Annotated in this window: 10 protein-coding genes; 7 read left to right on the top strand and 3 right to left on the bottom strand. The window is 40.3% G+C overall.

Annotation, left to right across the window (positions count from 1 at the left end):
* The 7 genes from IKK64_04915 to IKK64_04885 all read left to right on the top strand — a co-directional run.
* Positions 1 to 175, top strand: a 175-nt coding sequence (locus IKK64_04915) for a T9SS type A sorting domain-containing protein (GenBank protein ID MBR4119402.1), incomplete at its 5' end; no start/stop codon positions are given.
* 417 nt (positions 176 to 592) lie between these two features.
* Positions 593 to 1,354, top strand: coding sequence for an amidohydrolase (locus IKK64_04910; protein MBR4119401.1), 762 nt, complete (start codon positions 593 to 595; stop codon positions 1,352 to 1,354).
* On the top strand, positions 1,351 to 2,970 hold the full coding sequence (locus tag IKK64_04905; GenBank protein MBR4119400.1) for an indolepyruvate ferredoxin oxidoreductase: 1,620 nt from the start codon (positions 1,351 to 1,353) through the stop codon (positions 2,968 to 2,970). The genes IKK64_04910 and IKK64_04905 overlap by 4 nt, the downstream gene beginning before the upstream one ends.
* On the top strand, positions 2,967 to 3,545 hold the full coding sequence (locus IKK64_04900; protein MBR4119399.1) for an indolepyruvate oxidoreductase subunit beta: 579 nt from the start codon (positions 2,967 to 2,969) through the stop codon (positions 3,543 to 3,545). The genes IKK64_04905 and IKK64_04900 overlap by 4 nt, the downstream gene beginning before the upstream one ends.
* Positions 3,546 to 3,568: 23 nt before the next feature.
* A complete protein-coding gene (locus tag IKK64_04895) occupies positions 3,569 to 4,885 on the top strand; it encodes a pyridoxal phosphate-dependent aminotransferase (protein MBR4119398.1) in 1,317 nt (438 codons plus the stop codon).
* 211 nt (positions 4,886 to 5,096) lie between these two features.
* Positions 5,097 to 6,398, top strand: coding sequence for a phenylacetate--CoA ligase (locus IKK64_04890; GenBank protein MBR4119397.1), 1,302 nt, complete (start codon positions 5,097 to 5,099; stop codon positions 6,396 to 6,398).
* Positions 6,399 to 6,432: 34 nt separating this feature from the next.
* Entirely contained in the window at positions 6,433 to 6,813 is a 381-nt protein-coding gene (locus tag IKK64_04885; GenBank protein MBR4119396.1) for an amino acid-binding protein, read from the top strand.
* A 110-nt stretch (positions 6,814 to 6,923) separates the two neighbouring features.
* Here IKK64_04885 and IKK64_04880 read toward each other — a convergent pair whose 3' ends face one another.
* From IKK64_04880 to IKK64_04870, 3 genes are all read right to left on the bottom strand, one after another.
* Positions 6,924 to 12,872 carry a DUF4091 domain-containing protein gene (locus tag IKK64_04880; protein MBR4119395.1) on the bottom strand — a complete coding sequence of 1,983 codons (5,949 nt, stop codon included), beginning with the start codon at positions 12,870 to 12,872 and terminating at the stop codon, positions 6,924 to 6,926.
* Positions 12,873 to 13,068: 196 nt separating this feature from the next.
* On the bottom strand, positions 13,069 to 15,837 hold the full coding sequence (locus IKK64_04875) for a leucine--tRNA ligase (protein MBR4119394.1): 2,769 nt from the start codon (positions 15,835 to 15,837) through the stop codon (positions 13,069 to 13,071).
* 129 nt (positions 15,838 to 15,966) lie between these two features.
* Positions 15,967 to 17,907 carry an Ig-like domain-containing protein gene (locus tag IKK64_04870; GenBank protein MBR4119393.1) on the bottom strand — a complete coding sequence of 647 codons (1,941 nt, stop codon included), beginning with the start codon at positions 17,905 to 17,907 and terminating at the stop codon, positions 15,967 to 15,969.
* Positions 17,908 to 17,980: the final 73 nt, after the last annotated feature.

Here is a 17,980-nt window from a genome sequence, read left to right as displayed (position 1 = left end):
TGCTACTGACGGCGTAATCTATATCAATGGTTACGAGGGAGAAGTTAAAGTTGTAAATGCTGCAGGTCAAGTTGTTAAAGACGTTATGGTTAACGGTGCTGAGCAACTTAATGTAAATGCAGGTCTTTACATGGTAGTAACAGGCAACAAAGTAACTAAAGTTGTGGTTAAGTAAGAGTAAAAGCCAAGAGATTGGCTTTTACCGAACGACAACAAGTTAGAGGTCAAAGACCTCAAAGTTGTGGTTAAATAAGAGTTTTTAGTTTTTAGTTGTCAACTTCGCTCTCCCTTTGGGATAGTTGTTAGCAATTAATTGAAACTAAAAATACCTGATAAAGGAGAGGACTTAGGTTCTCTCCTTTTTTTGTCTTAAAATCTTATGAGCCTTATTAGAGCAATAACTCTAATTAGATTAATTAGACTAATATTTATAATTTAAATATTCTAAAAACTAAAAGAGTTATAGTAAATAATTCAGAAAAAAATAGTATTTTAGCAGAATGTATATTATAGGTTTACTATTTTAAACATTATTCAATTATCAATATCTTACCTCTCTATGGGAGAGGGGCAAGGGTGAGGAGGTTTTTTTATGAAAATAACGCTATTGCAAACTGATATTAAGTGGTGTAGTCCAAAGGAGAACTTGGCTCGTGCTGAAGAGCTTATTCTTGGGGCTGAGAAGAGCGACATATATATTCTACCAGAAATGTTTACAACTGGTTTCTGTATGAAACCAACTGAGATAACTGAGCCTGTGGGCGGTGTTGCCTTTGAGTGGATGATGCAGATGGCTAAACGTATGGATGCTGCCATAGTTGGTAGTGTTGCTGTTGAGGATGGCGGTAAATATTATAATCGTATGTACTTCTGCAAACCCGATGGCGAGGTTGAGGTTTACGATAAACATCACCTCTTCTCGTTCAGTGGCGAGGATAAGGTTTATACAGCAGGAGTGGAGCGTAAGGTGGTAGAGTTTAGGGGTGTGAAAATACTTTTGCTTATCTGCTACGATTTGCGTTTTCCTGTGTTTAGCCGTAATAGAAATGACTATGAGTTGATTATATGTGTGGCAAATTGGCCTCGTGTTCGCCGTTATCCATGGTGTACTCTCGCTAAGGCTCGTGCAATAGAGAATTTATGCTACGTTGCCGCTGTTAATCGTGGTGGTACTGATGAGTGGGGCGACTACTCGGGCGATACTATGCTTATCGATCCTTACGGACAACCCGTTGCCGAGTGTAAAGAGGGTGTGGAGGATGTTGTTACTGCATCTATTGATTTAGAACTTATTAATAACTTTAGAAATAAATTTCCGGCTCTTAACGATGCCGATGACTTTATATTAAAATGAGTACAGATACAAAAAAAATGATGTTGCTTGGCGATCAGGCAATTGCTCTTGGAGCAATTAACGCCGGGCTATCGGGAGTATATGCCTATCCGGGTACTCCTTCAACCGAGATAACAGAGTTTATTCAAACTAATAAACTCGCTAAAGAGAGAGGTATACATTCTCGTTGGTGTACTAACGAGAAGACTGCTATGGAGGCTGCGTTGGGTATGTCGTATGCAGGAAAACGTGCTTTGGTTTGTATGAAACACGTTGGTATGAACGTGGCTGCCGACCCCTTTGTGAACTCTGCCATAACTGGTGTTAATGGTGGTGTGGTGGTGTTGGTCGCTGATGACCCTTCGATGCACTCTTCACAAAACGAGCAAGATACTCGTAACTATGGTAGATTTGCTTTGGTGCCTATGTTAGAGCCATCTTCACAACAAGAGGCTTACGATATGATGGCATACGCCTTTGACTATTCGGAGAAGATGTCAACTCCTGTTTTGATGCGTGTTGTAACTCGTATGGCTCACTCTCGTGCAGTAGTAGAGGTTGGCTCTGTTGCTGAAGAAAACTCTATGGCTATGCCAAAGAATCCTGCCGATTGGGTGTTGTTACCTGTTATTGCGCGCCGCCGTTATGCTCAGGTAGTGGCTCAGCAAACCGATTATCTTGCCTCTTCTGAAACAACAGAGTTTAATAAACTTATAATTAATAAAAAGGGTGCAAAAGGTATTGTTGCTTGTGGTATAGCATATAACTATGTTATGGAGAATGTTGCAGAAGCGGAGGAGATGAATATCCTTAAAATATCGCAATATCCTATACCCACTGCTCTATTGAAGGAGTTGGCAGAGAACTCTTCGGAGATTTTAATTGCCGAAGACGGACAGCCTTTTGTTGAAGATATGGTGCGTGGTGCTTTGCCAAACGATAAGTTAATTATTAAAGGACGTATTACTGGTGAGTTGCCTCGAACTGGTGAACTTACTCCCGATAATGTTCGTGCTGCTATGGGCTTGCCTGCACACGAAACATTCGATAAATCGGAGGCTGTTGTTGCTCGTCCTCCTGCACTATGTCAAGGATGCGGACACCGCGATGTTTATGCAACTTTAAAACGTGTTATTGCTGAGTATCCACAAGGTAAGGTGTTTAGCGATATTGGTTGTTATACTTTGGGTGCATTACCTCCGTTTAAGGCTATTGATAGTTGCGTTGATATGGGTGCCTCAATTACTATGGCAAAGGGTGCTTCGGATGCCGGATTGTTTCCCGCTGTTGCTGTTATTGGAGACTCTACTTTTACTCACTCGGGTATGACAGGTCTTTTGGATGCTGTTAATGCAAAATCGCCTATCACAGTTATTATCTCCGACAACCTTACCACTGCTATGACTGGTGGTCAAGACTCGGCAGGTACTAACCGCTTGCAAGCAATTTGCCAAGGTATTGGTGTTGAGCCTGAGCATATTCGTTGTGTGGTGCCTATTCCTAAAAATCACGATGAGATTGTTAATATAATTAGAGAAGAGATTGAGTATAAAGGTGTGTCGGTGATTATTCCTTGCCGAGAGTGTATTCAAACTCTAAACCGTCGTCTTAAAAAACAAAAAGCAGAGAAGAAATGAAAACAGATATAATTCTTTCGGGTGTTGGCGGACAAGGTATTTTGTCGATTGCCACAGTTATTGGTGATGCTGCTCTTAACGAGGGGTTGCATTTGAAACAGGCTGAGGTTCATGGTATGAGCCAACGTGGTGGTGATGTTCAATCGAACTTGAGAATATCATCAGAGCCTATTCACTCTGACCTTATTCCTTTGGGCTCGGCTAATGTTATAATTTCGTTAGAGCCTATGGAGGCTTTGCGTTATATGCCATATCTTGCTCCTGATGGTTGGGTGATAACTTCATCAAAACCTTTTATAAATATTCCTAACTATCCCGAACAAGAACTTTTAGACAAAGAATTGGATAAGGTTAAAAACATTGTATTGCTTGATACTGCTCAAATTGCTGCCGATAATGGTATGCCTCGTTCAGAGAATATGGTTTTGTTGGGCGGTGCTGTTGATGCTATTGGTTTGCCTTTGGAGATGATTTTGGATAGTGTAAAACGTATATTTGCTTCAAAGGGCGATGCTGTTATTGAGCAAAACCTTAAAGCGGTTATGTTGGGGTATGAGGCAAAAAGTAGTTTTTAGCCTAATTAGTAAAAATGTAAATAATGAATAATAGAATATTTTCAGAAGAACTTGTAAATGAGGTTGCCGAAGAGTTGCTTATTGCCGACCTTCAACGTGCCACTATTGGCGAAGTGTTGCTGTTGTCGAGCGAGTTGGAGCGCCGTACAGGTATTCCCTTTATTCGTATGGATCAAGGCTCTCCGGGATTGCCCTCATGCGTGATTGGACGTGAGGCTGAGAAGGTGGCTCTTGACAGAGATGTTGCATCGCAATATCCTGCCGCGGCAGGTGTGCCCGAGCTCAAAAAAGAGGCATCGCGTTTTGTTAAGGCATTCATCGATATTGATATCCCTGCCGAGTGTTGTATCCCAACGGTGGGCTCGGTTGCCGCTTCGTATGGCTCGTTTATTGCTGTTACACAGGCTAACCCCAAAAAGAACAAAGTTCTTTTTATCGACCCCGGTTTCCCGATACAGCGTTCGCAACTTAAAATTATTGGTGCTGACTATCTTCAGTTTGATATATACTCATATCGCGGAGAGGCTTTGAGAGCAAAGATTGAGAGTTTCTTTGAGCGTGGAGATATTGCTGCTATAATATACTCAAACCCCAATAACCCTGCATGGATCTGTTTAGAGGAGAGCGAGTTGCAAATTATTGGTGAACTTGCCGATAAATATGGTGTGATTGTATTGGAAGATTTGGCATATTTCTGTATGGACTTCCGCCAATATCTTGGTAAGCCATTTACTCCACCATTTGTGCCTACTGTTGGTCGCTATTGCAAGAACTATATAGTTATGCTATCGTCATCAAAGATATTCTCATACGCAGGTCAACGTATGGCGGTGGCGTGTATTTCGCCTAATCTCTGGAATAGTTGTTTTGAGGGGTTGGCTACGCGTTATGGTGGCAAAGGACACTTTGGTTCTACATTTACGGCCTCTATAATGTATATGATAACTTCGGGTGTTACGCACTCAACTCAATATGGTTATGCCGCAATGCTTAAAGCTGCAACAGACGGAGAGTTGGATTTTGTTGCCGAAACCGAAGAGTATGCTCGTAGAGCGGCACGAATGAAAAAGATTTTTACCGATAACGGCTTTTATATTGTTTATGACCACGATGTTACTCGCAAGGTTGGTGATGGTTTCTTCTTTACAATAGGTTATCCGGGTATTAAGAGCGGTGAACTCCTAAAAGAGTTACTCTATTATGGTGTTAGTTCAATATCGCTCTCTACAACTGGTAGCGAGGAGGAGGGTGTTAGAGCCTGTACATCACGAATGAGAGAGGAACTATACCCTGTACTGGAGGAGCGTATGCGTAACTTTAAAATGGATCACCCTATTTAAATTAGGAATTAGTTCGTTGCTTTGCAACAATTAGAAATTAGGAATTTTGCGAGTGAGCGAGGGCAGAGTCAAGTTTACTTGAACTATGTAGAGCGTTAGCAAAATCAAGAAACGAAGGTTTGTTAATTAAAAATTGGTAATTAGGAATTTTAGGACAGAGATTGTTTTCATTTCACATTCCTCATTCCTAATTCCTCATTAAATAAAAAAGATGATTTGGAATAAAAATAAGGAGTGTATGTCGCGAGAGGAGATGCGACAACTTCAAGGTGCAAGATTAAGAAAATTGGTTGATAATGTATATCACAATGTGCCTTTCTATCGCGAAAAGATGCAGGCTATGAATATTATGCCTGATGACATCAAAACTATTGATGATATTAAAAAATTGCCTTTTACTACTAAGCAAGACCTTCGCGATAACTATCCGTTTGGATTGAATGCTGTTCCTCAATCGGCTATTGTGAGAGTTCACGCTTCGTCTGGAACAACAGGACGCCCAACAGTTGTGGGTTATACTCGCAGAGATCTTGCTGTTTGGTCAGAGGCTATTGCTCGTTGTTTGGCCGCTTTTGGCGCTTCACGCGAAGATACTATCTCTGTGGCATACGGTTACGGATTGTTTACTGGTGGTTTAGGTTTGCACTATGGTGTTGAACATTTGGGTGCATCGGTTGTTCCAACTTCGAGCGGTAACACCGACAAACATATTCTTCTTATAAAAGATTTGGGTATTACTGGCGTGGCTTGTACTCCTTCGTATGCTCTGCACATGGCTGAGGTTATGCGTAAAAAAGGAATTACTCCTGATGACCTAAAACTTCGTATAGGTATATTTGGTGGTGAGCCTTGGACTGAGAATATGCGTAAGAGCCTTGAGGAGAAGTTACAAATAGATGCTTATAACATATATGGATTGAGCGAGATTATGGGTCCCGGTGTGTCGCATGAGTGTGAGTGCAAGAATGGCTCACATATCATCGAAGATCACTTCTTCCCTGAAATCATAAATCCTGAAACTTGCGAGGTGTTACCCGAAGGTGAGCAAGGAGAGTTGGTATTTACTACCCTTACTAAAGAGGGTATGCCTCTGTTGCGTTACAGAACTAAAGATCTTTGTTCTTTAATTTATGAACCTTGCGAGTGTGGACGTACAAGTGTGAGAATGACTCGTATTATGGGACGTAGCGATGATATGTTGATTATTCGTGGTATCAATGTATTCCCATCACAAATTGAGAGTGTTATTCTTCAGTTGCCAGAGTTTGAACCTCAATACTTGCTTGTTGTTACTCGTGAGAATAACCGCGATAACCTTGAAGTGCATGTTGAACTTAAGGAGGAGTACTACTCTGATGAGATTAATAAAACAATTGAGATGCGCGATCGTCTTGCTCGTCGCCTACAAAGCGTGTTGAGTATATCGGCTGATGTCAAGATTGTTTCGCCTAACACTCTTGAGCGTAGTGTTGGTAAATCAAAGAGAGTAATTGATAAACGTGTTCTTGAATAATATTATAAACCACATCTAAAAAAATATAAGAGTTATGATAGTAAAACAGTTATCGGTGTTTCTTGAAAACCGTGCAGGAAGAATTAACGAGGTAGCAAAAGTGTTGGCTGCTAATGGTGTGGATATGTTTGCTTTCAGCCTTGCTGAAAGTAGCGACTTTGGTATCCTCCGCCTATTGGTGTCGGATAATGCTCTTGCAACAAAGATTCTTAAAGAGGCTCACTTTGCAGTTAAAGAGAGCGATGTTGTGTGTGTTGAAGTTCCTAACCAACCCGGAGCATTAGCTTCAATTGTTGAGAATATCTCTTCAAAGAATATCTCAATTGAGTATATGTATGCCTTTGCTCAAGGTGGCGTTGCAAATATCGTTATCAAAACTGCTGATATTGACGCTTGTGTGGAAGCAATTAAATAGTAAAATTCAATTAGACTGATAAGGCTGATTGGTGCAAAAATAAGCGAGGTAGCTAAACTACCTCGCTTTAATTATATTACTATGTTTTTATTGTCTAATAACTGACAAATCTATTTAACTACTACCTCTGTTGCTTTCTCTCCGGTTACTACAATGTAGAAACCTGCGTTTATGTCAAGTTGAGCCTCTCCGTTTACGTATAGGTCTTTAATAAGTTGTCCAACTACGTTTACTACTTTTACGTTGCCTTCGTAACCTTTTATGATAATACCTCTGTCAGTTGCGAAAACTTTTACTGTGTTAGCATCGGCATCTGCGATTCCATCGGGATATGTTACTGTTATCATAAAGTCAACAATACAAGGTGCTTCGTCGGTGCTGTTTATTGCACATGCGTTAGCAGTGTTCCAGTCTATTTTTAGCCTTGCACGATAAGTTCCCTCTGCTACCGTTGACGGGATAGTAAATGCCGGTAATGCCCATACTGAACGATTATCTCCTGTTATATATTGACCAGCACTGTTGTATCCGTAACTGTCGTTTGCTCCTGTGGTTGATGGTGCTCCGTCTGTTCCTGCCCAGAATGAGTATGACAGTAACTCGCTATCTTCTGTTACTGCATTATTTAATACTACTGGGGTAAACTCTTTGTCATCGTTGAAGTCGATGTACAAGTATGAGTGCATCCATGTTCCAGACCAATTGATTGTTGATGTAATCTCTTTGCCTGCTTCAAGTGATATTGCAATATCTGTTTTGTCAAAATATATATTTGCTCCTGATGCAGATGATTGATTTACGTCTATTGTGCCTTCGTTTGCTCCGTCAGAAAGTGTGAATGAGGTTAATTTTCTATCTCCGTTTGTGCGAGTTGATGTGCCGAAAGTTGTACAGTACTCTGGCTCTTCGGGAGTGGTAGGAATCTCCTCAAATCTTGCTTGTAATGATGTTTCTGCCGATACTGTAAATGTGTACGAAGCATCTGCACTAACCTCTGTTCCGTTTGAATACCAACCCTCAAATTGATAACTTTCAGCTGGTGTTGCAACTACTGTAACAGTTGCTCCCTCTTCAATATCTGCTGTTGTTCCTGTGTTTCCTTGAATTGCTACTGTTCCGTACAAAGAGTTCTCGGTTGATACTGTAACTGTATATGTTGTGGGAGCAATCTCTATAAAGCCTATTTTATATAGGTTGCTGTATGTGCTTGACCATGCAACTGAGTTGCCCCATGAGTCAAAGACTCCTGTTGCTGACATTGCTACAAATGTTCCCTCTGATGAACCGCCGTCTCTCTTACCAACCATATAGTATGTTCCCTCTTTTGTTGAACTTCCGTCAACTATTGAGAAGTCGCAATATGTTGCATTGTATGTTGATAATGTTCCTGAATTGCTGTTATATCCATAATTTTGGCTATCCCCTGCACGCCATATCATATACATATTTGTTGCAACATTGCGAAATGAGTATTTGCCATTATCTTGTTTTGTACACTCAAATTGTGCGCTCTCTCCAAGTGTTGTTGCATTTGAACTGCTCAATGCAAGTTTGTTGCTACTGTTAACATATATGGTGTATTCCATCCCGTTTTGTTGAACGTTTGTGAATGTTACAACCTTACCGTCAAAAGGGTCGCGTGGTTGGAGTAGTGTATATATGTTATCAATTTCGGTTGTTGTTGGGTTATCTCCCAGTGCCTCTACTGCCTCGTTTGCTTCGGCTTTAAGTTCTTCTGATGCCTCAGCATTTGCAACGTATGATGTTAGATATTTCTTTACAATGTTTCCACGATTTACGTCTGTTTTAACGCTATATGCTCCATTGGTTATATACTCCAAGTTGTAGCCAATATAGAAGTTGTCGAATCCATCATAGTTGTGAGTTCCTGCTCCTGTTGGGAAACTTGTTGATACTGGGTTTTGTGCTGTACCATGTTTTGTTAATGTCTCCTCGTAGATAAAGGCTATTTTGTTGTCGGCTTGTAGATCCATTGAACTATATGCCGAAGCAGTTGAACTTACTTCGTAGTATCCGTCCCAACCCGTTGCAAGGTTTGCCACATTGCTATAATCAGAATATTCTGTGAGCTCTTTGTAGAAGATTCCAACATTTGTACGACTGCTTCCGGTTGGAAGAGATTGCAATGCCAAGTACATCTCTTTGTTGTCGCTGTTGCGTTTAACGGGAACAATCAAAATTTCTCCATTGGTTGAGTTGTTTCCCGGAGTTTTACCTGAACCGGAGAATGTACTCTTAACATCGGTACTCCAACTTCCTTCAGCCTCCATTGTGTTGGTGTAGGTGAATATATTATAGTAACGACCACCTGCTGTACGGCTTGAGAGTATTACGCGTCCGTCTGGTGTCTCTTCGCATTTTGGCTCATCACCGCTGGGTGCCGGTAGTGCACTTGCTCCTCCAAGTGCATGCCAAGTACGTCCAAAGTCGTCAGAGTATATTACTCGGTTTCCGTTGGGACGAGCACACATTGCAGCGTATAAACGGTAGTATTGCCCTTTCTTAACTATACGGCTTTGGAATACTTTACCTCCTGCTACGAATGCCGATTCAATTGGATTACCGCTGTCAAACAATGAGTAGATTTGTTCTGTAATATCAACAGGTGTCCCCCATGTGTTTCCGTTATCGGTACTGTGTATTATTCCTATCTTATTTGGGTTACTACGAGTTGTGTTACCATTGCCATATACTGTACATCCTGCAACTACTATAACTGCTACCTCTTGGCTTGTACGGTCTGCAACAATGGCAGGATCTCCAAAGGCTGTATCAAAGTAGTTTACGGTTGCTGATGTTCGTCCTGTTCCAACAGCAATATCTTTTTCTGCTCCCCAAGTTTTTCCGTTGTCATCACTTATACGACATACTGCGTCAACTTGTCCGTATCCGGGGTCTGTTCCGCAGACCAAACGTCCTGCAACTGCTATTAGGCGTCCTGTGCTTGTTTTTGCGATACCCGGAATACGATAGGGAGGGATAGTCATACTACCTCTACTCGTGTTGAACAACTCAATCTTTTCAGGCTCTTCCATTAATACAATGTTAGAAACTGTAATTGTGCCGTTTGCTACTTGAATATCTGCTCCTAATACAATTTCGTTGGGAACAACAACCGAGAATGCTGTTGCGGCAACATTTTCTGGAGCAATAAAGAATCCTCCGTTAAATGCTTTCTCAACTACTATGCCGTGTGTATATGTAACGTATGCTCCCGATGCAGCTCCGTTCAAAACTACGGTGTATGCTCTCTTGCCTTCCATATCAACTGGCTCAAAACGCCATTGTAGGTCATCGGCAGTAGCTGGACCGTCTGTCCATGTTGTTACGTAGTCGATATTGTTTACTTTGAAGTTTACATCTCCGTTTGTACAGTTTAGTGCTTCATTAAAGAAGTAGTAACGGTACTCGCCAACATCGTAAGTTGAGCCAATTGTTAGTTGACTGAAATTACCTACTACATTTCCATAGTAACTTGCTCCTGCAATCAAGTTGTTTCCGTCTCCGTTCTTAATGCCAAGTGTGTTGCTATTAACTGTTACATGCCATATACCATTGTTGGTAGTAACTTTACTGTCTGATTGAAGTGTAAATTTCTTGGTGTTACCGCTTAGGAATGCATCGTTATAGATATTCTCGGTACGAGCAGTTGCACGGCTCACTATATGGTAGTATCCTGTTGTTACATCCTGAGGTGTTGGTATCGTAACATCGAGTCCATTGAGGAAGTTCTCCAAATCATTAACATATTTAGCACATTGCTCTCCTGCAACCGAACTGCTCATAAATCTGTCTAACAATCCGTTAAGTGTAGCCAATTTTTCAGAGTCGTTTTTATACTCCTCTTTTAGAATTTGTATCTTTTCATATTGGTGTATTCCCTCAACTAAACGTTCAAATCTTACACTTGAACGATTGCCTGGGTAGTAGCAATATGTATCTCCTGCTCCAAACAAACGGAAACGTGTATCTTTTAATGGGTTTTCTGCCCAGTTCATCCATGACCAGTGTAGGTATCCGCTCAAATCGTTTGCCGCAGCGTAGATAGGTAAGAATGTTGCCTCTGCTGGAAGTGAGTTTGAGTAGATGTTTGGTTCAACATCGGCACAACTTGTATATACGGTTGTTACCATGTTGTTTGATTTACGATATTGGCGTTGTGCATCGGTGAAACTCTTGTCTTGTCCTAATGCTACGCAGAAATCCTGAAGTTTGTCGCTCAATGATGAGTGATAGTTTCCTGCCAATGCCATCTTAAATCCTAAACCACTTGCAATGTTATATGCGTTCAACATATCTGCCTCTGCACGCTCATCCATAGCAATGTTTGTCTTGTCAAACCACCCTTTTGATTGCAGGTGTGCTTTGAATGATGATAGGAAACTATTCCAGAGGTCTTGGTATGTTGTTGTTCCTGTTGTGGTTGAAATGGTTTGGTATGAATTTGTTGCCTCGTCCCAATAGCGGAAACTCATATCCCATGGTACCATGCTGAAACAGTTTATCTGTTTGTCAATACCATACTCGGCACATAGGTTTACATATTTGTCGAATATTGTATAGTCATAACTCCATGTTCCATCTGTTTTCTTTGTTGTTTGAATCATTGGGTCAAATTTGTCGTGTGATTGAACTCCCCAAGGTTCGTAGAACAGAATTGCAGTAACTGTTCTTTGTCCTGCTTTACCTAATGCCTCAAGGTATGGGCGAAGTGCTTCAATGTGAGCATCGCTCCAGCGGTCAACTTGGTAGTAACGACTTACTGCGTATGGTTGTTGCCAAAAGTCTAAGTGGAATTTTTGATCTTTAACCTCAGGAATTGAACGACTGTTTACGTTTATATATAGTTTTAATGTCTCAACTACTTGCTCGTTTTCATCAACAATCTCCAAAGTTGTGTTATATGTTCCTGCCTCTATATTGCGAGGAACCTCTATTTTACACCATACAGGGCGGGTCTCCATTGCTGGAACTGCGTGTGGTTTGTCTTGGTCAATGACATCGGCTACCAACCATGGTGTTAAGTTAATGGGATGATCACCACATTGTTTGTAATCATCTGTAATAACATAGTTTACAAAACGAGCCTCACCTGCATTTATGGTTGTTGCTGTTTCGCCTTTCTTCCATGTTGTCATACGAACACTCAAATAGCCTTGATCTGTTTTGCTATAAAGCAATGCTTGAATGTTTGCACGTTCTCCTTGCCAAGCGTAGATTGTTGCTTCGCTCTTCTTTGTAACTTCGGGAACTTCGTGCAATTTATAGTGTACGTCGCGTGATGCCCATGTTGCGTTTAATCCGTCCTCAATTGTTGACCACGCAGCTTCATCGGGAGTTGTTCCAACGCGAGGCTCTGTGTAGTCATTAATAGGATATTGTTCATCTGTATCAATATTGCCACTGCTTGCTACAATTTTAAGAGTAACGTCAATGATAGAACCTCCGTCTATTAAGAATTTATTGCTTGATGATCCGGCGGGTTCAATATTGTTCCACTCAACTTTGTAACGCATACGGAAAGTTGCTCCCTCTGATAATCCAGCAGGAACGGTGAAAGAACCCGGAGCAAGAACATTTCCGCTTGATTGATATACTCCATCGCTGTTGTATCCTGTATCTCCATCGGTGTTGTGTCCGTATAGTGACCAGCACATCAACTCATTGTTTGTTCCTTTAGTGTAAGGTCCTGTTCCGGTAATGTTAACGTCAAATTGCCCATTGTTGTTCCAATCGACATATACATAACCATGCATCCAGTCTCCGTTGATTGAGATATTTGGAGTAACAGTTTCTCCTGCTCTTACTTCAAATACAGTGCTTGTCTTGTCAAAGTATGCCGCACATCTGGGTGCGGTTGCAATGTTGTTTAGTAACTGAACGGGACTCTCTGTCCCACTAATGTTTACTGCTATGGGATAGTGCGTTGAGTGTGAGATATTCACGTTTGCCCCATGAGAAACATCATAGGCGGCTTTTGCATTAGTTGCAAATAGTGTTACAAACAATGCAAGAAATAGAATTGCTTTAGATCTCATAATTTATTGGTTATATTGTTTTTAAATTTCTAATTTAAACTTATGCCAAGTTACAAAATAATATAAAATTTATTAATAATGCAATAGGTTTCAGCTGTCGGTTGCCAGTTTTAAGCTATTAGTTTTCAGTTGTTAGATAAAAAAAGCACCGAGTATTCTCGATGCTTTCTTTAGTTATGTTGTTTTATTTGTAATTCTATATTACAATATTTACAAGTTTGTTTGGTACAACAATAATCTTTTTAGGTGTTTTGCCGTCAATCCATTTTGCTGATTGTTCAGCTTCCAATACTGCTTTTTCAATATCCTCTTTTGCTGCATCAGCAGGGAACGACATATTGAAACGCATCTTACCATTGAAAGATATTGCATAGTTTATTGTACTCTCTTTTGTAAACTCGGCATTATATACAGGCCATGGAGCATCACAAACTGATGGCTCAAATCCTAACAGACTCCATAACTCTTCGCAAAGGTGAGGAGTAAATGGTGCAAGTAGTATTACCAACTCTTTTAGGATTGCTCTCTTACGGCACTTCAATGATGTTAACTCATTTACACAAATCATAAATGCACTTACCGAAGTGTTGAATGAGAAGTTCTCAATATCTGAACCAACTTTATTGATAAGTTTGTGAAGTGCTTTCAACTCCTCTGGTGTAGCCTCTTCATCGGTAATGGCCAATGTCTCTTTGTCGTAGAACAAGTTCCAAAGTTTTTTGATAAAGCGGTGAACTCCGTCAATTCCGTTTGTATCCCAAGGTTTGCTTTGCTCCAAAGGACCAAGGAACATTTCGTATAAACGTAGTGTGTCTGCTCCGTAACGCTCAACTATATCATCAGGATTTACAACATTGAACATCGATTTTGACATCTTCTCAACTGCCCATCCACAAATATACTCGCCATCCTCTAAGATGAACTCCGCATTTTTGTATTCGGGATTCCAGTTGCGGAATGCCTCAATATCCAAGCGGTCGTTGCTTACAATGTTTACGTCAACGTGAATAGGTGTTGTGTCATAGTTGCCTTTTAGGTTTAGTGAGACAAATGTATTGGTATCTTTTATACGATATACAAAGTTTGAACGTCCTTGAATCATTCCTTGGTTTACAAGTTTTTTGAATGGCTCGTCCTCGCAGACAACTCCTAAGTCAAATAAGAATTTATTCCAGAAACGGCTATAAATTAAGTGCCCTGTTGCGTGCTCTGTTCCTCCTATGTATAGGTCAACATTTCTCCAATACTCATTTGCCTCTTTTGATACAAGTGCTGTTGGATTGTGTGGATCCATATAGCGTAAGTAGTATGCCGATGAGCCTGCAAATCCCGGCATTGTGCAGAGTTCTAATGGATAGTGCTCTGCTGTCTCCCAGTTTTTTGCTCTTCCCAATGGAGGCTCTCCGCTCTCGGTTGGCAGATATTTGTCAATCTCAGGAAGTTGTAGTGGTAACTTCTCATCGGGTAACATATAAGGCATTCCCTCTTTGTAGTAAACTGGGAATGGCTCTCCCCAATATCTTTGGCGGCTGAATATTGCATCACGCAAACGATAATTTACTTTTACCTTTCCAAGATTGTTCTCTTTTATAAACTCTTTTGTTTTGGCGATAGCCTCTTTTACTTCAAGTCCGTTAAGGTTAAGTCCGTTGCCTTCAGAGTTCATCATTTTACCCTCTTTTGCATCAAAACTCTCCTCTGAAACATCGCACCCCTCAATCAATGGAATGATAGGAAGATTAAATGTTTTTGCAAAAGCGTAGTCGCGACTATCGTGCGCAGGAACAGCCATAATAGCTCCAGTTCCGTATCCTGCTAAAACGTAATCACTGATATAGATGGGTATCTCTTTGTTGTTAAGAGGATTGATAGCGTATGCACCTGTGAATACTCCGGTAACTTTGCGGTCGGCAATACGTTCACGCTCTGTTCTGTGTTTAATGCTCTCTAAGTATTGTTTAACCTCTTCTGCTTGCTCTGTTGTAACAACTTGGTTTACATACTCGCTTTCAGGTGCCAACACCATAAATGTTACACCAAATATAGTATCTGCACGAGTTGTGAATATAGTAAAGACAACGTCTGAGTTTGCAACTTTAAATTGCATCTCAGCACCCTCGCTTCTTCCAATCCAGTTGCGTTGTGTCTCTTTTAGTGAGTCGCTCCAATCAATTTTGTCAAGTCCGTTCAATAGACGTTGAGCGTATGCCGATACTCTCAAACACCATTGACGCATAACTTTTTGCTCAACAGGGTAACCTCCACGAATTGAAACTCCTTCGCTAACCTCATCATTTGCAAGAACTGTTCCCAATTTTGGACACCAGTTAACCATTGTATCTCCAAGGTATGCTATACGATAGTTTAACAAGATTTTCTCTTGCTCAACTTTGCTCATGGCGTTCCACTCTTCGGCAGTGAACTCTAACTCCTCGCTACATGCAACATTAAGATTATAAGTTCCCTCTTTGCTGAATTTGTCAATTAAATCCTTAATAGGCATTGCTTTATCTTCTGTGTTGTCGTAGTAGCTATTGAACATTTGTACAAATGCCCATTGTGTCCAACGATAGTAGCCGGGGTCGCAAGTACGAACCTCTCTATTCCAATCAAAACAGAAACCTATCTTGTCTAATTGATTACGATAACGTTCTATATTTTTTTGAGTTGTTATTGCAGGGTGTTGTCCTGTTTGAATAGCGTATTGCTCAGCAGGTAATCCGTATGCATCATATCCCATTGGGTGAAGTACGTTAAACCCTTTTAGGCGTTTGTAACGTGCAAATATATCAGATGCTATGTATCCGAGTGGGTGTCCAACATGCAACCCTGCTCCCGAAGGGTAGGGGAACATATCAAGAACATAAAACTTGGGTTTTGATTCATCCTCTTTTACGCGGTATGTGTCGTTGTTTTGCCAAAACTCTTGCCAACGTTGCTCAATTTCCCTAAAATTGTATTCCATTTTGTCTATTTTATTTACTTTTTTTATAAAACTTTGCAAAGGTACTCATTTTTATGGGTACTTCTATAATTTATCGACTATAATTTTTTGTTTTAAGTGATAGTGTAGTCAATGTCTAAAAATCCGCTGTTAAAATTTAGCAGATGGTCTGTTTGAGTATATGGGATCGTTATCCTCTTCTACTTTCTTAGGTTTGTTTTTGTCTTTCTTAGGCTTGTTCTTAATCAAGTCGTAAGGTTTTTGCTTAGTAAAAGGTTTCTCGAAAACATCCCAAGTCTGTTCAATATCCCAATTTGCCTTTAACTCAATGAGTTTAGAGTAGTAGTATGTCTTTTCGGGTTGCAATCTCTTTTTAAAATTGCCAGTAGTGAATTTTTTGTTGTTATCACTATCAATAACCAATCTTATATAATACTTGCCGGGTTTTACAAAGGGAAACTCTGCCCCTCCGTTTTTTATGGTGGCAAATCTGACGGGAGTATCTTTTGTGTCTAATAACTCGGCAAATGCCCCCGATTGAACACCTATTGTCTCAACGTATAAATTTGAATAGTCTGAACTCTTCTTTACTTTAAAATCAATACCTATGCTGTCGTTTGATAGTCCGTAAATAGATGTTGCACAAGCAGAGTCAAGAGATAGAAGATATTTTTTGTCAAACTCCCATTTGTGCTTAATGATATATCGGCGAGGAGATAGAGTATCTTTGTCTATGCTCCAATCGCTGACATCGATCCAAGTGGAGTCAACGATGGTTTTAAGTGATATTTTATCTTTGTCAAGCTTGCTTAGCGGAGTTTCAAACCTTATAGCAGGTGATGTGAAAATATCTATTAATCCAGAGATCGACTTGTCAAGTTCTAAACTTTCAACCCTAATGGTGTCGGTTTTTGCTCTGCGGCGTCGAGATTGTGTTGCCTCTTCGTTATTTGAGTTTTTATTTGATGTTGGCCCTTCTCTATATATAAAATTAAGGGTATCACTTGCTGGAACTATATTTAGAATAGAATCGGTTTTAAGATAATCAGCAATAACTTGTAGTGTATCAAGATTATATATGAGAGAATCTTCTATCCAGAAGGTAAGGGTGTCATTTGTTACGTTACGCTCTATTATGGTCCAATCCTCTTTTGCCTCAAAATTTACAGGCGTGAGTTTCATTAACTTTCTGGTTGCGTCTGAAAGTGTAACGGTTAGCTTCTCTCTGTCTTTTCTGTCATGCTTTGCAAGATATAGAGGCTTTTGCCCTTCGTTAAATGCAAACAGTACTATTGAATCGGGAAAGAACTTGGTTGTACTATGAGTCATAATAGTATCTATAACGGTGCGAGTGCTATCGCTAAAGATTGTGTCTGTATGGGTAGTTACCTTAGCTGAAGGGATGATAATCTCATCGTAAAAAGCTATATTCTCTGTTGGTGCATTGAACATATAGTTGCGATCGGCATCTATTACTCCATACACTTTATATCTGCCCTCGGCGAGATTTTTTATGGAGAATCCTCCGTATAGGTCGGTGCGTGTAACTCTTGAAAATGGCAGAGTTGTAAATGCAGTATCGTTATCGGCAGGATGTAGTCCGATAGTCATTCCGGTAACAGGCTCTAAGTTGCTTGCATTTAAAACTGTTCCTGATATTTGAAGCGTGTCTAATATCTTGCCGGTTGAAAAGGCCAAACTAAAACCATTTAATATATTGCCTTCGTTGTTGTCCTTTATGGCACTTCCAAAATCAATGGTGTACGAAGTGTTTGGGAGCAGTGAGTCAATAAGCTCTATGTCAATCCTCTTCAGGTTTGCTTTAATTTTAGGCATCTCTTTTTGAGGAGGAGATATAATTACATTTTCCGAAGGATTGTCTAATTGAAGAACTTCATCAAATTCCAAAGTGAGTTTTCTGCTTTTTACCTCGGTTTGATTTGGCTCCGGGTTGCTTTTTTTGAAAACAGGTGGTGCGTAATCGCGAGGACCTCCGGAAGGAGTGCCAATACTTGCACACGAAACAACAATTATAGAGGATAATATTACCGAAAAAAGTCGTGTAAAAAATTGTATTCTGTTATTTTTCATTCCTAATTTTTAAAATTCGGGTGTAAAGTTAATCATAAACGCTCACTTTTCTCTCATTTTATATACCATTTTA

The sequence above is a fragment of the Bacteroidales bacterium genome, from assembly GCA_017521245.1.
Classification (GTDB): Bacteria; Bacteroidota; Bacteroidia; order Bacteroidales; family G3-4614; genus Caccoplasma_A.
The sequence above is the reverse complement of the archived record's forward strand: the minus strand, read 5'-3'. Positions and strand labels throughout refer to the sequence as shown.

Coding starts and splice junctions, on each gene's coding strand:
- IKK64_04910 (MBR4119401.1), top strand. CDS start 593: ATGAAAATAACGCTATTGCAAACTGATATTAAGTGGTGTAGTCCAAAG.
- IKK64_04905 (MBR4119400.1), top strand. CDS start 1,351: ATGAGTACAGATACAAAAAAAATGATGTTGCTTGGCGATCAGGCAATT.
- IKK64_04900 (MBR4119399.1), top strand. CDS start 2,967: ATGAAAACAGATATAATTCTTTCGGGTGTTGGCGGACAAGGTATTTTG.
- IKK64_04895 (MBR4119398.1), top strand. CDS start 3,569: ATGAATAATAGAATATTTTCAGAAGAACTTGTAAATGAGGTTGCCGAA.
- IKK64_04890 (MBR4119397.1), top strand. CDS start 5,097: ATGATTTGGAATAAAAATAAGGAGTGTATGTCGCGAGAGGAGATGCGA.
- IKK64_04885 (MBR4119396.1), top strand. CDS start 6,433: ATGATAGTAAAACAGTTATCGGTGTTTCTTGAAAACCGTGCAGGAAGA.
- IKK64_04880 (MBR4119395.1), bottom strand. CDS start 12,872: ATGAGATCTAAAGCAATTCTATTTCTTGCATTGTTTGTAACACTATTT.
- IKK64_04875 (MBR4119394.1), bottom strand. CDS start 15,837: ATGGAATACAATTTTAGGGAAATTGAGCAACGTTGGCAAGAGTTTTGG.
- IKK64_04870 (MBR4119393.1), bottom strand. CDS start 17,907: ATGAAAAATAACAGAATACAATTTTTTACACGACTTTTTTCGGTAATA.